We start from the raw sequence: 14,201 nt of genomic DNA, 5'->3' as shown, positions 1-14,201 counted from the left end.
GACGGTCGTGAGCACACCTGCCGTCGAGATCACCGGGCTGGTGAAGCGATACGGGTCGAAGACCGCCGTCGATGGGCTCGATCTGAAGATGGACCGCGGCCGGCTCCTCGCCCTCCTCGGGCCCAACGGGGCGGGCAAGACCACCACCGTGGAAATCTGCGAAGGCTTCCTGCGCCCGGACGCCGGATCCGTGCGGGTCCTCGGCCTCGACCCGGTCCGCGAAGGCGCCGCCCTGCGCCCCCGCGTCGGCGTGATGCCCCAGGGCGGCGGGGCCTACCCGGGCGTGCACGCCGGGGAGATGCTCGGGCTGGTCGCCGCGTGTGCCGCGAACCCGCTGGACCCGGCCTGGCTGCTGGACGTGCTGGGCCTCACCTCGTCACGGCGCACTCCGTTCAAGCGGCTTTCCGGCGGGCAGCAGCAGCGGCTGTCGCTGGCCTGCGCCCTGGTCGGCCGCCCGGAACTGGTCTTCCTCGACGAGCCGACGGCGGGAATGGACCCGCAGGCCCGGCGGCTGGTGTGGGACCTGCTGCGCGCCCTGCGTGCCGACGGGGTCAGCGTCCTGCTCACCACGCATCTCATGGAAGAAGCGGAGGCACTGGCCGACGACGTGGTGATCGTCGACGGCGGCCGCGTCATCGCCGAAGGCACGCCCGGCGCACTGACCGCGGAAGACAGCGAGTCCGCCCAGTTGCGGTTCAAGGCGCGCGCCGGGCTCGACACCGAACTCCTGTCGGCCGCCCTGCCCGAGGGCTACCGGGTGCACGAATCCGCGCCGGGCAGCTACCGGGTTGCCGGGCAGGTCAACCCGCAGGTGGTCTCCACGGTCACCGCCTGGTGCGCGCAACAGGGCGTACTGGCCGAGGAACTGCATGTCGGCAAGCGCGACCTCGAAGAGGTCTTCCTCGAACTGACCGGACGGGAGCTGCGGTCGTGACGACGTTCGCCCCTGGGACCTTCGCCCCCGCGCCCGGCGCGGGCAGGCGCGGACGCATGCTGCTCACCCACGCGAAGCTCGAGACGAGCCTGACCCTGCGGCACGGCGAGCAGATCCTGCTCACCCTGCTCATCCCGCTGGCCCTGCTGGTCGGCCTCAGCCTGCTGGACATCCTGCCCACCCCCGACCTCGGCCCGGTGTCCAAAGTGGACTGGATCACCCCGCGAATCTTCGCGCTCGCGGTGATGTCCTCGGCGTTCACCGGCCAGGCGATCTCGCTCGGTTTCGACCGGCGGTACGGGGTCCTCAAACGGCTTTCCGCGACCGCGCTCCCCCGCTGGCTGCTCGTCGCCGGGCGGATGGTGGCCGCACTGGTCGTGGTGCTGCTGCAGGTCATCGTGCTCGGTGTGATCGCCGCGGTGCTCGGCTGGTCGCCGTCGGCGGCCGGGCTGGCCGAGGCGGTGCTGCTGCTCGTGCTGGGGACGCTCAGCTTCGGCGCACTCGGCGTGCTCCTCGGCGGGTCGCTTCGCGCCGAGGCCGTGCTGGCGCTGGCCAACATCGTCTGGTTCGTGCTGCTGCTGGCCGGCGGGATCCTGCTCGCCCCGGCCACCCTGCCCTCCGGCGCCGCGGCGATCATCGAACTCCTGCCGTCCGGCGCGCTGGCCGAGGGCCTGCGCGAAGCGCTGGTGAACGGCGTCCTCGCCGGGGAACCGGTCGCCGTCCTGGCCGGCTGGGGCGTGCTCGCGGGCGCCGTCGCCACCCGAACCACCCGGCTCACCTGACCGGCGACGCCCCTACCTAATATCGGTGCTGTGTTTCTCCAATCGCTGATCGCCCGCCTGCCCCATCCTTCGCGGATCGCGCAGCGGGGCATCGGCATCGCCGCGGTGGTGACCCAGGCCGGGATCGGCGTGACCGGTTCGGTCGTGCGGGTGACCGGCTCCGGGCTCGGCTGCCCCACCTGGCCCCAGTGTGTGCCGGGCAGCATGGTGCCGGTCGAGCACTCCGAGTACCACGCGGTCAACCAGTGGATCGAGTTCGGCAACCGGATGCTCACCGGCGTGGTGATCGTCGTCGCGATCCTGGCCATGTTCGCGGCCTGGCGGATCCGGCTCGACCAGCCGCGGCGCCGTCGGCTCGTCATGCTGGCGTGGACCCTGCCCGGCGGTGTCGTACTGCAGGCGGTGCTCGGCGGGATCACGGTGCTGGCCAAGCTGGAGTGGTGGACGGTGGCGATCCACTTCCTCGCCTCCACGCCGCTCGTCTGGCTGGCGGTCCTGCTGCTGCACGCGTTCGGCGAAGGCGACGAGCCCGCTCGGAGGTTGATTTCTCCTGGTGCGCACAAACTTCTGGTCGCGCTCGTCGTGGCCATGTGGGCGGTGCTGATCGCCGGCACCACGGTGACCGGTGCCGGACCGCACGGCGGCGACCCGAACACGAAACGGCTCGACGCCCCCGTCGAAACGCTGGCCCAAGTGCACGGCGGGCTGCTGGTGGCGTACCTGCTGATCCTCACCGCGTTCGGCCTGGCGCTGCTGCGGGGCGGCGCGCCGGCGCGGCTCTGGCGCCGCTACGGCCTGGTCTGGGCGGTCGCCGTGGCGCAGGGCGTGCTCGGTTCCGTGCAGTACGCGCTGGGGGTACCGGAGGCGCTGGTGTCGCTGCACGTGCTGGGCTCCGCGCTGGTGATCGTCGCGACCGCCGCGCTGTGGTGCGCGAGCCGGGATCGCGGGGCCGCGGAAGAGCCCGCGGCGCGGCGGGTCCCCGAACTGACCACCACCGCTTCTTGACCTGTCATGCCTGCTTAACGCACCGGCGGGACCCGGACAGTAGGCTCGTTCCCGTCCGAGGGCGGAATGTCCTTTTTCGCAAGCCACTGTGAGGTCGTTGCAAGCGATGAGTACCACCGACACCCGTTCCGCCAAGCCGTTGATCTCACATCGCCGGTCGGCGGGACAGATGATCGTGCTCAAGGCGTTCCTGCTGATCCCGTTCGTGGCGCTGCTCGCCGCCGTGCCAACGGCGTGGGGGTGGGGCCTTGACTGGCTCGACCTGGGCCTTGCCGTCACGTTCTACGTGTTCGCCACGCTCGGCGTGACCGTGGGCTACCACCGCTACTTCACGCACGGCGCGTTCAAGGCCCGGCGCCCGCTGCGGGTCGCGCTGGCCATCGCCGGGAGCATGGCCGTGCAGGGCTCGGTCATCTTCTGGGTGGCCAGCCACCGCAGGCACCACGCCTTCGCCGACCGCGACGGCGACCCGCACTCGCCGTGGCTGTTCGGCACCTCGCCCCTGGCACTGGCGCGTGGCTTCTGGCACGCGCACATGGGCTGGATGTTCCAGCGCGAGGTGACCAACTACGAGCGGTTCGCCCCCGACCTGCTGGCCGACGGCGACCTGCGCGTGGTCAACCGCTACTTCTGGCTGTGGATCACGCTGAGCCTGGCGCTGCCCGCCGCGCTGGGCGGGCTGCTGAGCTGGTCGTGGTGGGGTGCGGTGACCGCGTTCTTCTGGGCCGGACTGGTGCGCGTCGCGTTCCTGCACCACGTGACGTGGTCGGTCAACTCGATCTGCCACATGGTCGGCGACCGGCCGTTCGCCAGCCGGGACAAGGCCGCCAACTTCTGGCCGCTGGCCGTCCTGTCCATGGGCGAGTCCTGGCACAACTCCCACCACGCCGACCCGACCTGCGCCCGCCACGGGGTGCTGCGCGGTCAGGTCGACGTGTCAGCCAGGGTGATCTGGATCTTCGAGAAGCTCCGCTGGGCCCATGACGTCCGCTGGCCCAAGCCCGAACGCCTGGCCGCCAAGCGCGTCACGCCCGTCTAGCCACCCCGCGAGTCCCACGTCCGCGTCGCCCGAGTCCCACATCCACGCGCCGCGAATGTGGAATTCGCGTGCACCCGACGTGGGACTCGCGCACCCGGTGGGAACTCGCGAGGGGATCAGCGGCGGGCGCGGGGACCCGCCATACGGCGGCGGTGTCCGGGGCCGATGACCGTGGCGTTGACGGTCTCGGCGTCCCACGCGGCGGTTTCGAGTTCGGAGATGGCCTCGACCAGCGCCTGACCGGTCGCCGGCGTGGGTACCATCACATCGCCCATGGCGCCGTCCGCGCCGACCAAAACCACGCGCGCCCCGGCCCGGCCGATGTTCTCCACCACGGCCTTCGACGGCTTGCCGTGCAGCTTTACGAACCGCCGTGCCGAAGCGAGCTGTTCGCCCGACGGGGCGGGTGCGTCGTTGGTGTCCGTCACGCCAGTGAGTTTAGGCGAGAACCGGGAGATCCAAGGGCCCCGTGCGCACTGTCGATCTCGCGCGGCGGGCCGGGATTTCGACCCAGCAGGTCCGCAACTACGTGGACGCCGGATTCCTGCCGCCGGTCGAGCGCACCGCGAGCGGGTACCGCGCCTTCACCGACCGGCACGCCGAGGCGATCATCGTCGCACGCCGGGTGGCGGCCGGGAGCCCGGAACGGGTCCGCACCGAACTCGCCAAGCGTGAGCAGGACCTCCATCGCCGGAGCCTGCCGCGGCTCCGGGGATCGGCAGCGCTGTACGACTATCTTCGGAACTAATCAGCCGACAGACCAACCAAGGAGGGCTCATGCCTACCGCAGTGCAGATCCGGCGGACCGGCGGACCCGAGGTACTCGAGGTAGCCGAGGTCGAGATCGGCGAGGCCGGCCCGGGGCAGTTGCTGGTCGACGTGGCCGCCGCGGGCGTCAACTACATCGACACCTACCACCGTAGCGGCCTTTATCCCCTCGACCTGCCGGTCACCTTGGGCATGGAGGGCGCGGGCACGGTCGCCGCGGTCGGAGAGGACGTGACGGAATTCAAGCCGGGCGACCGGATCGCGTGGCAGGGCCAGCTCGGCGGTTACGCGCAGCGGGCGCTCGTCCCCGCACACGTCGCCGTGCGCGTGCCCGGGGAAATCTCCGACGAAACCGCCGCGGCCATGCTGCTGCAGGGAATCACCGCGCACTACCTCGTCCGCTCGACCTATGAGGTCAAGGCGGGCGACACGATTCTCGTGCACGCCGCCGCGGGTGGTGTCGGGCTGTTGCTGGTGCAACTGGCCAAGGCGCGGGGCGCGCGGGTGATCGGCACGGTCTCGACCGAGGTGAAGGAGCACCTCGCCCGCGAAGCGGGTGCCGACGAGGTCATCCGCTACGACCAGGTGGACTTCGCCGAAGCCACCCGCAAGCTGACCGACGGCGAGGGTGTCGCCGCGGTCTACGACGGGGTCGGGAAGTCCACTGTGGACGGTAGCCTGGCGAGCCTGCGGGTCCGGGGCGTGCTCGCCCTGTTCGGCGCGGCGAGCGGGTCGGTCCCGCCGATCGACCCGCAGCGGCTCAACGCGGCCGGGTCGGTGTATCTCACCCGGCCGACCAGCGCGCACTACGTCCGCACCCGTGAGGAGCTGGACTGGCGTGCCGGCGAGCTCTTCGAAGCCGTGCGCAGCGGTGCGCTCGAGATCCGCGTCGGCGGCCGGTACCCGCTCTCCGACGCCCGCAAGGCCCACGAGGACCTGCAAGGCCGCCGCACCACGGGCAAGCTGCTGCTGATCCCGTGAAGCGACGGGTCCCTCGAGGCCGCGAGACCTCGAGGGACCCGGGCTCACACGGAAACGGCGGCGCGGAGGGTTTCCTTCAGGGAGGACGTGGTGGCGATCACGGCGGTCGGCTCGTAGCCGCAGTGCGCCATGCAGTTGTCGCAGCGCGGGTCCTTGCCGCGGCCGAAGGAGTCCCAGTCGGTCTCTTCGATCAGTTCCCGCCAGGTCTTGGCGTAGCCGTCGTCGAGCAGGTAGCACGGCCGCTGCCAGCCCAGCAGCGAGTACGACGGAATACCCCACGGCGTGCACTCGAGGTCCCGCTTGCCCTCCAGGAAGTCCAGGAAGACCGGCGAGTGGTTCAGCCGCCACTTCTTCCGCCTGCCCTCGGCGAACGCCTTGGCGAACAGTTCGCGCGTCTGCCGCACGCCGAGCCAGTGTTCCTGGTCCGGTGCCTTCTCGTAGGCGTATCCCGGCGAGATCTGCATGTTGTCCACGCCGACCTCGTTGTTGAGGTAGTTGAGCACGTCGATGACGTCCTGCGGCGCATCCGTGTTGAAGAACGTGGTGTTGGTCATCACGCGGAACCCGGCGTCCTTCACCATCTTGATGGCGTCGACGGCCGCGGCGAACCCGCCCTCCTTGCGCACGGAGGCGTCGTGCTTCTCCTCGAGCCCGTCGATGTGCACCATCCACGCGAAGTTCTTGTGCGGCTTGAACTTGTGGATGTGCTTGGGCAGCAGCAGCGCGTTCGTGCACAGGAACACGATCTTGTTGCGCTCCAGCAGAATCCGGGTGATCTCGTGGATCTGCGGGTGCATCAGGGGCTCACCGCCGGCGATGGACACCATCGGCGCGCCACTCTCCTCCACCGCGCCGACCGCCTGCTGCACCGGCATGCGCTGCTTGAGCAGGTGCGCGGGCTGCTCGATCTTGCCGCAGCCACCGCACTTGAGGTTGCACGCGAACAGGGGCTCCAACTCGACCAGGATCGCGAACTTGTCCCGGCGCAACATTTTCTGCTTGGCCAGGAACGCGCCCAGCCGGATCGACTGCCGTAACGGCATGGCCATGACTAATCCACCTCCCGAGGTAATGTGAACTGAACGTCCTCATCGGCCACCTGGCTTTCCCGCAGCGCGGTGCGGCCGAGCCCGGCAAGGCACCGGGTGAGCTCGTCCACCAGGTGCGGCGGCGCCGAGGCGCCCGCGGTGATCCCGACGCGGCTCGCGCCGGCCAGCCACCGAAGGTCCACTTCGGACACATCGTCGATCAGGTGCGCCGGCGCGCCCTGGCGCCGCGCCACCTCGACGAGCCGTTTCGAATTGGACGAGTTGCCCGAGCCGACGACGAGAACGAGATCGGCGTGCTCGGCGACGACCCGCACAGCACGCTGCCGATTCGTTGTCGCGTAACAGATATCGTCCCGGCGTGGCGCGGACATCGCGGGAAACCGCTTGCGGAGCACGGCCGCGATCTCCTCGGCTTCGTCCACGGCCAGCGTGGTCTGCATGGCGTAGGCCACCTTTTCCGGATCCGGCGGCCGGACCTGCGCGGCCGCCGCGGCGTCCTCCACCACGACCACCTGGTCGGGCGCCTCGCCGAGCGTTCCTTCCACCTCCTCATGATCGGCGTGCCCGATCAGGAACACGGTGTCCCCGCGCGCGCTGTACCGCCGCACCTCGTTGTGCACCTTGGTGACCAGCGGGCAGGTCGCGTCGATGAGGTGCACCCCCCGGTCCGCGGCGGCCTTGCGCACCGACGGCGCGACCCCGTGCGCGGCCAGCACCGTGGTGGCCCCGGCCGGCACCTCCTCGACCTCCTTTACGAACACCGCGCCCAGCGTTTCCAGCCGCCGCACGACATGGGCGTTGTGCACGATCTGGCGCCGCACGTACACCGGTGCGCCATAGCGGGCCAGCGCGCGTTCCACGATCTCGATCGCCCTGTCGACGCCCGCGCAGAACGACCGGGGGCTGGCGAGCAGGATCTCGCCGTGTGCCGCGGCCGCGCACCAGTCGGCCAGGACCGGCGCAGCCGCGCGAAGCGAACGTAGCCCGGCGATTCCCCGCCACACCGTGCCGGGCCGCCACAACGGATGCCCCGGCGTGTCCACAACGGACCTCACGACGGCCAGCGGCCCCGGGACGGTGGCGAACCCCGCCGACTCCATGTCCACCGCGAGTGCCCCGCGCTCGGCGAGGCGCACCCGTTCGGCGCCCTCCACGAGGGTTTCCGAACACGCGATCGGTCCGGTGTGGACGGTCAGGCCGTGCCGCCGCAGCGCCGCCGCGAGCAGTGGCGCCGAAGGCGGGGAAACCGGGCCGTCCGGGCCGTCGATCTCGGTGGCGACCACGAGATCACCCGGCCGCACCCGGTCGGTCACCGCTCCGGCCACGCCCGCGAGCACGGCCGGCGTGTCGCCCAGCCGCGCCGCGGCCTCGGCCGACCGCCGCGGCCCCATGCCCGTGTGCAGCACCCGCGCGCCCGGGACCCGCAACGCGGCGGCCTCCAGGCGGAGCGGCGCACAGACAACCCCGGTCATGGTTGCTCCGCACGCAGGTACCGCCCCAGCGCGGAGACCGGGAACACGATCCGGTACAGGTGGTAGTTGATGTAGAAGTCGCCGGGGAACCCGGTGCCGGTGAACTGCGGCTCGTCCCAGCCGCCGTCCTCGCGCTGGGTCTGCACCAGCCACCGCACCCCACGCTCCACACCGGACGACTCACGCTCCCCCGCCGCGAGCAGCGCCATCAGTGCCCATGCCGTCTGGGAAGCCGTCGAATCGCCCTTGCCGACCCATGCCGGGTCCCGGTAGGAACGCAGGTCTTCGCCCCACCCGCCGTCCGGGTTCTGGTGCGCCGCCAGCCAGGCCACGGCACGGCGGACGGGCTCCGCCGAAGCGGGCACCCCGGCCGCGACCAGCGCGGGCACCACGGCGCCGGTGCCGTAGACATGGTTGGCGCCCCATCGGCCGTACCAGGAACCGTCCTCTTCCTGCGCCTCGAGCAGCCACCCGACGCCCCGGCGGCATTCCGTGCCGCCGGAAAGCCCCACCGCGGCGAGCATTTCCACCACGTGCGCGGTCACATCGGCCGACGGTGGGTCGATCACCGCGCCGAAGTCGCAGAACGGCAGGCTCATGGTGAGCGTGCGGGTGTTGTCGGCGTCGAACGCGCCCCAGCCACCGTCGGCGGACTGCATGCCCTGCGACCAGGTGACCGCCCGCTCGATCGCCTCCTTCACCCGGGGTCCGTCCGGATGGGAGACGCGACGCAGCGCGAGCACCACCTCGGCGGTGTCGTCGGTGTCCGGGTAGACGTCGTTGGCGAATTCGAACGCCCAGCCGCCCGGCGGGGTGGCGGGCCGCCGCACCGCCCAGTCGCCCGGCTGCCGGATCTCCTCGCCCAGCAGCCAGTCCGTGGCCTTGAGCAACGCCGGATCGTCCGCGGGCACCCCGGCGTCGCTTAACGCGATCGCGGCCAGCCCCGTGTCCCACACCGGCGACTGGCAGGCCTCCAGCCTGCGCACCCGGCCTTCCGGCGTGTCCTCGCGGATGACGAACCCCTCGAGGCCTTCGAAACCGGCCTTCACGGCCGGGTGGTTCATCGGATAGCCGAGCAGGTGCAGCGCCAGCAGGGAGTACACCCACGGCGGCTGGATCCCGCCCCACGACCCATCGGCCTCCTGCCGGGCGAGAATCCACTCGGCGGCCTCCCGCATGGCCCGCTTGCGCATCGGCTGGACCGGCAGCCTGGCGTAGGTGTGCAGCGTCTTGTCGAGGTAGTGAAAGGCACCGGACCAGGTCCACGGGCGCACGAACTTCCGTTCCCGCCCGGGGTTGGCGCGGAGCTCTTCGATGCCGAACGGCAGCGGGCGCACCGGGCGCAGGGTGGCCACGATGGTCAGTGGCACCACGGTCTGCCGTGCCCAGCACGCCCAGTCGTAGACGTTGAGCGGGAACCACGAGGGCAGGTAGATCAGCTCCGGCGGCATGTTGGGCAACTCGTCCCAGGACCACAGCCCGAACAGCGCCAGCCAGATGCGGGTGAACACCCGGCCGGCCTCCACCCCGCCCCGGTCCAGCACGAACCTGGCGGCGGCCCGCATATGCGACGCGTCCGGCTCGTCCCCGGCCAGCCGCAACGCCACCCACGCCTCGATCGTGGTGGACAGGTCGCCGGGGCCGCCGTAGAAGGTCGCCCAGGTCCCGTCCTCCCGCTGCCGCGAGCGGATCCACCGGGCGGCCTCCTCGGTGTCCACTTCGGACCGGATGCCGAGGAACTCCCGCAGCAGCAGGTCCTCGGCATCCATGGTGACGTTGGTTTCCAGCTCGCCCTTCCACCAGCCGCCCTCGGTCTGCAAGCTCTTCAAATGAGCGACCGCGCGCTCCAACGCGAGCTTTTCGACGGCGACAGCCTCGGAAGCGATCTGGGTCATCAGGCCTCCCTAGTGACGATGAACCGCGCGAGGGACAGCAGTTCCTCGCGCACTCGCTCTCCGACCTCGGCGTCCTCGAGTTTCCGTCTGCCCGCCGCCATCCGGCGGTGCGCTTCGTCCAGCGCCCAGCGGCGCCCGCCCGCCTGGTCCACCAGCTCGGCCGCGTGCCGGATCCCGGCCTCGTCCGGCGGCTCACCGGCCGCCAGCCAGGCGGCGAGCTCCCGGCCGATCGCGCCCCCGTGCGTGATCGAGTACGTCACCGGCAGGCTCTTCTTGCGGGCGCGCAGGTCGGAGTACACCGGCTTGCCGGTGACCGCGGGCTCGCCCCAGATCCCCAGCACATCGTCCACCAGTTGGAAGGCCAGCCCCAGGTCGGCACCGAACCCGGCGAGGCCGTCGATGGTGGCGCGCGGCGCTCCGGCGAGCACGGCCCCGATCGCCGCGCTGGCGGACAGCAGGGCGCCGGTCTTGCCCGCAGCCATGTCGAGGCATTCGTCGAGGCCCACGCCGTTGCGCCGTTCGAAGGCGACGTCAAGGACCTGGCCCCGGATCAGCTCGTTGGTCGCCTCGGCCAGCAGCCGCGCCGCGGCGATGGCGCACGGGCCGTCGCCGTCCAGAAGTACTTCCTGGGCAAGGGAAAGCAGCGCGTCGCCGGTCAGGATGGCGCTGGCCGCCCCGCGCACCGACCACACCGTCGGCCGGTGCCGCCGCTCGGTGTCGCCGTCCATCAAGTCGTCGTGCAGGAGCGAGAAGTTGTGCACCAGTTCGACCGCGACCGCACCGGGCAACCCCACCGATGGCGGCGCGCCCGCGGCCTCCGCCGACAGCAGCGCCAGCGCCGGCCGGATCGCCTTGCCCCCGCCCGAGGTCGGGTTTCCGTCGAGGTCGGTCCAGCCGAAGTGGTAGTAGGCGATCGACCGGCTGGTGGGGTCGAGCCGGTCCAGCGCTTCCCGGATCGCGGGCTGAACGGTCTGCCGCCCCTGCTGCAACGAATCGAGAACAACGGTCATGTGAGGATCCCCTCCCTCTTACTCGGCATCGTGTCGAGCAGAGCGCGGGCCGCCGCCTCACCACTGCGGACAGCGCCCTCCATCGTCGCGGGCCATCCGGTGGCCGTCCACGCCCCGGCGAGCACGAGCCCGTCGGCCTGGGTGACCGGGCCCGGCCGCAGTGCGGCACACCCCGGCGCCGGGCGGAACGTGGCGTGCCGTTCGCGCGTGACGAAGAAATCGCGCACCCCGGCACGGGTTCGCAACACCTCGCGCAGCGCGGGCAGGAGACGTTCGCGGATCGCGCGCACCGGCAGGTCGATCAGGTCGTCGGCGGCGGACATCGAGACCGCCACATACTGGCCTTCGGTCACGCCTGCCTGGCCGGTCCGGTCGAACACCCACTGCACCTCGGAGTCCACCGCTGCCAGGAATGGCTCGTCCATCACCTTCCGGTCGAACACCACGTGCGCGTTGACGATCGGCGAGCTGCCCAACTGCTCGGCCCACCGCGGGGGCAGTTCGACGCTGCCGGGCGGCAGGATGCGTGCCGTGGCCGAAGGCGGCACCGCCAGCACGACGCCGTCCGCGGACAGCTCGGTCTCTCCCGCCGTCACGCGCCAGCCGTCGCCGTCGCGCCGGAGTGCACTGACCTTGGCACCGAACACCACTTCCGCCCCTGCCTCGGTGAGCCGGGCCAGCGCCGGGTCGCCGTGCAGCTGCCGCAGGGCCACCTTGGACCAGCCGATGTCGGCCGCGGCGGCATCGGTGAGCAGGCCCAGCTGGAACACGGCGGCGGCCAGCCCGAGTGAAGCGCCGGTGGCGCGGGCGTTGAGCGTCGCGATGCCGACCAGGTCCCACAGCTTGGTCACCGCCTCAACGCTCTGCCCGTGCGCGGAGAGCCAGGTCGCGAAGGACTGCGCGTCCGACGACGGCGCGGCCGGATCGACGCTCCGCAGCGCCAGCGCGGCACCGGCGAACCGCAACCGGTCGGCGAGCGCGAGCGGCCGGTACTTCAGCACCGAGCCGGCCAGGTGCACCGGCGCGGGCAGCGGTGTGCGGCGCAGCCAGACCGGTTCCCGCAACCGGGGCGAGCGGACCTGAATAGACAGTTTCGGCTGCAGGAACACCTTGCCGGTGACGCCCAGCCGCCGCAGCAGCGCCAGATAGGACGTGCAGCAGCGCAGGAACACGTGCTGCCCGTTGTCCACCTCCAGCTCGCCGCGCCGGAAGGAGTGGGTCAGCCCACCGAGATGGCCGCGGGACTCCAGGACGGTCACCTGATGCCCGGCGTCGGCGCAGTGCAGGGCCGCGGTGATCCCGGCGAGTCCGCCCCCGGCGACCACCACCCGGCCCGTCACAGCGGCCGCCCCTTGAGCGCCTTGGCCGCCACGACGAGTTTCTCCTTTCCCGACAAGGAAAGCCGGCGGTCGAACACCCTCGACGGCCGTTGCGCGATGCGGTCCAGCAGTTGGCGGTAGATGCCCGCCATCGCCAGGCAGCAGGCGCCACTGCGCCGGTCGAGCAGGGGCGTGAGCCGCAGGCCGTCGGCGTACCAGTCGCGGGCCCGCGCGGCGCTGTGCCGGATCAGGGCCGAAAGCCGGCCGCCGGGGTCGGCCAGGACACCCTGCTCGTCGACGACCAGCTCGGCGCCGAAGGCGTCGAGATCCTCCTTCGGCAGGTACACGCGGCCGTTGAGAAGGTCTTCCCGGATGTCGCGCAGGATGTTGGTCTGCTGAAGCGCGATGCCCAGCGCGTCGGCGTAGCGGGCGGCGTCCGGATGAGGCCGGCTGCCGAAGACGCCCAGGCACAGCCGCCCGATGGAGCCCGCGACACACCGGCAGTACTGGACCAGCTCGTCGAAGGTCGCGTAGTGCCGCCCTTCGATGTCCATCCACACGCCGTCGAGCAGTTCCTCGAAGGCTTCCAGCGGGACCGGGAACCGGCGTGCCGCGTCGGCCACCGCGACCAGCACCGGGTCGGTCGCGGTGGCCAGCGCGGCCAGCGACTTGCGGACCTCGTCGAGCTGATCGGCCTTCTCTTCGGCCGGCAGGTCCCCGTCGCCGATGTCGTCGATGCGCCGGGCCAGCGCGTAGACCGCGCACAACGCGGCCCTGCGTGGCCGGGTGAGTAGGCGGATGCCGTAGTAGAAGTTGCGTGCTTCGGTCTTGGTGATCGATTCGCACGCCGCGTACGCGTGCTCGACATCCGTCATGCCCACCGGCGGCCTCCCAACAGTTTGACCAGGTGAATCAGCACGTCACGGCGGCGCGGGCGGGGCGGGCCCGCCAGCACCTCCCAGTTCGCCCTGCGGAGCGCGTCCGCGGTCGCCAGCCCGCCCGCGACGTATCCCGCGATGGCCAGCCGCGCCCAGCCGCGCAGGTGCTTCACCAGCACGGCGCCGTCGGCCAGCAGATCCCCCGCCCGCTTCGCCTGCAGCGCCACGACCGGGCGGACCCCGGCCAGGTCACGCTCGTCGACCCGATGCGCGGCCAGATCCGACTGGGGCAGGTAGATCCGCCCGGCCCGGTGGTCCTCGGCGACGTCCTGGCAGTGCTCGAGCAGTTGCAGCGCGGTGCAGACCCGATCCGAAAGGCGGTCCGCCTCCGCCGAGCGCACCCCGAAGATCCGCAGCACGATCCGGCCGACCGGGTTGGCGGACAGCACGCAATAGTCCTCGAGCTCCGCCTGGGTCGCGTAGCGCGTGACCTTCTGGTCCTGGAGGTTCGCCTGGATCAGGCGATCGAACGGGTCGAGCTCGAGCCCGCGGGCGCGGATCGTGGGCACGAGCCGGTGCAGCACGGGTTCGGCGGGCCGCCCGTCCCAGGCCCGCGCCAAATCGTCACGGAATCGCAGCAGCGCGGCGGTGCGGTCGCCCTCGGATTCGTCGCCGAGATCGTCGATGACACGCACCACGTCGTAGAGTGCGCCGAGATCGCGGCGCAGCGCCTTCGGCAGTATCCGCAGGGCTACCGGAAAGTTCTCGGCACGTTTCTTCTCCGCGAGCGCGCGGGCCTGCCCTGTCGGTACCGCTCCCATCGGCCCATAATCCATCCAGAGGGCGGACCGGTGCTTCACACGGGAAACAAATTTTGAGATGCCCCGGTTGTCACGAGCGAACAGTATTAGGGACGAGAGGGAAGTGCCGTAACGAGCGAGTGGAGGTAGCCGGGCGCTGTGGGCAACAAGCCGGAAACACGTCTGAGAGCTGCGGAAAACGGTGACGCGTCTGCGGATGGTGACGACGCGTCCGACAACCATGTGAACACCGAAACAAAACTGTCAGA

14 protein-coding genes are annotated in these 14,201 nt (G+C 71.2%); 6 read left to right on the top strand and 8 right to left on the bottom strand.

Annotated features, from left to right (window positions below; genetic code table 11):
- Window positions 1–7 precede the first annotated feature (7 nt).
- The 4 genes from VJT49_RS33300 to VJT49_RS33285 all read left to right on the top strand — a co-directional run bounded on the left by VJT49_RS33300 (window position 8) and on the right by VJT49_RS33285 (window position 3,760).
- Window positions 8–934, top strand: a complete 927-nt coding sequence (locus VJT49_RS33300; protein ID WP_324168960.1) for an ABC transporter ATP-binding protein — start codon at window positions 8–10, stop codon at window positions 932–934.
- Between the two features lie 56 nt (window positions 935–990).
- Window positions 991–1,716: an ABC transporter permease gene (locus VJT49_RS33295; protein WP_324168998.1), complete on the top strand. Its 726-nt coding sequence runs from the start codon at window positions 991–993 to the stop codon at window positions 1,714–1,716.
- Window positions 1,717–1,746: 30 nt separating this feature from the next.
- Window positions 1,747–2,721: a COX15/CtaA family protein gene (locus VJT49_RS33290; RefSeq protein ID WP_324168959.1), complete on the top strand. Its 975-nt coding sequence runs from the start codon at window positions 1,747–1,749 to the stop codon at window positions 2,719–2,721.
- A 106-nt stretch (window positions 2,722–2,827) separates the two neighbouring features.
- Window positions 2,828–3,760 (top strand): acyl-CoA desaturase, encoded by a 933-nt coding sequence (locus tag VJT49_RS33285; RefSeq protein ID WP_324168958.1) that lies wholly within the window; start codon window positions 2,828–2,830, stop codon window positions 3,758–3,760.
- 116 nt (window positions 3,761–3,876) lie between these two features.
- On the opposite strand, the gene VJT49_RS33280 is transcribed toward VJT49_RS33285, so the two are convergent.
- Window positions 3,877–4,188 carry a hypothetical protein gene (locus VJT49_RS33280; protein ID WP_324168957.1) on the bottom strand — a complete coding sequence of 104 codons (312 nt, stop codon included), beginning with the start codon at window positions 4,186–4,188 and terminating at the stop codon, window positions 3,877–3,879.
- Window positions 4,189–4,229: 41 nt separating this feature from the next.
- On the opposite strand from VJT49_RS33280, the gene VJT49_RS33275 reads away from it, so the two are divergent.
- Window positions 4,230–4,508 carry a MerR family DNA-binding transcriptional regulator gene (locus tag VJT49_RS33275; RefSeq protein WP_324168956.1) on the top strand — a complete coding sequence of 93 codons (279 nt, stop codon included), beginning with the start codon at window positions 4,230–4,232 and terminating at the stop codon, window positions 4,506–4,508.
- 29 nt (window positions 4,509–4,537) lie between these two features.
- Complete coding sequence (locus tag VJT49_RS33270) at window positions 4,538–5,509, top strand: quinone oxidoreductase (RefSeq protein ID WP_324168955.1); 972 nt, start codon at window positions 4,538–4,540, stop codon at window positions 5,507–5,509.
- Window positions 5,510–5,553: 44 nt separating this feature from the next.
- On the opposite strand, the gene hpnH is transcribed toward VJT49_RS33270, so the two are convergent.
- The 7 genes from hpnH to hpnC are packed head-to-tail and all read right to left on the bottom strand — an operon-like array spanning window position 5,554 to window position 13,953.
- Entirely contained in the window at window positions 5,554–6,558 is a 1,005-nt protein-coding gene (hpnH, locus tag VJT49_RS33265; RefSeq protein WP_324168954.1) for an adenosyl-hopene transferase HpnH, read from the bottom strand.
- A 2-nt stretch (window positions 6,559–6,560) separates the two neighbouring features.
- Window positions 6,561–8,030: a 4-hydroxy-3-methylbut-2-enyl diphosphate reductase gene (ispH, locus tag VJT49_RS33260; protein WP_324168953.1), complete on the bottom strand. Its 1,470-nt coding sequence runs from the start codon at window positions 8,028–8,030 to the stop codon at window positions 6,561–6,563.
- Window positions 8,027–9,925: a squalene--hopene cyclase gene (gene shc, locus VJT49_RS33255; RefSeq protein WP_324168952.1), complete on the bottom strand. Its 1,899-nt coding sequence runs from the start codon at window positions 9,923–9,925 to the stop codon at window positions 8,027–8,029. Before shc ends, ispH begins: the two co-directional genes overlap by 4 nt.
- Window positions 9,925–10,935, bottom strand: coding sequence for a polyprenyl synthetase family protein (locus tag VJT49_RS33250; protein ID WP_324168951.1), 1,011 nt, complete (start codon window positions 10,933–10,935; stop codon window positions 9,925–9,927). The genes shc and VJT49_RS33250 overlap by 1 nt, the downstream gene beginning before the upstream one ends.
- Complete coding sequence (gene hpnE, locus VJT49_RS33245) at window positions 10,932–12,275, bottom strand: hydroxysqualene dehydroxylase HpnE (protein ID WP_324168950.1); 1,344 nt, start codon at window positions 12,273–12,275, stop codon at window positions 10,932–10,934. The genes VJT49_RS33250 and hpnE overlap by 4 nt, the downstream gene beginning before the upstream one ends.
- Window positions 12,272–13,129 (bottom strand): presqualene diphosphate synthase HpnD, encoded by an 858-nt coding sequence (hpnD, locus tag VJT49_RS33240; RefSeq protein ID WP_324168997.1) that lies wholly within the window; start codon window positions 13,127–13,129, stop codon window positions 12,272–12,274. The genes hpnE and hpnD overlap by 4 nt, the downstream gene beginning before the upstream one ends.
- On the bottom strand, window positions 13,126–13,953 hold the full coding sequence (gene hpnC / locus VJT49_RS33235) for a squalene synthase HpnC (RefSeq protein ID WP_324168949.1): 828 nt from the start codon (window positions 13,951–13,953) through the stop codon (window positions 13,126–13,128). Before hpnC ends, hpnD begins: the two co-directional genes overlap by 4 nt.
- Window positions 13,954–14,201: the final 248 nt, after the last annotated feature.

Source organism: Amycolatopsis sp., assembly GCF_035276945.1.
GTDB lineage: Bacteria > Actinomycetota > Actinomycetes > Mycobacteriales > Pseudonocardiaceae > Amycolatopsis_E.
This window is presented reverse-complemented; position numbering and strand designations above follow the sequence as displayed.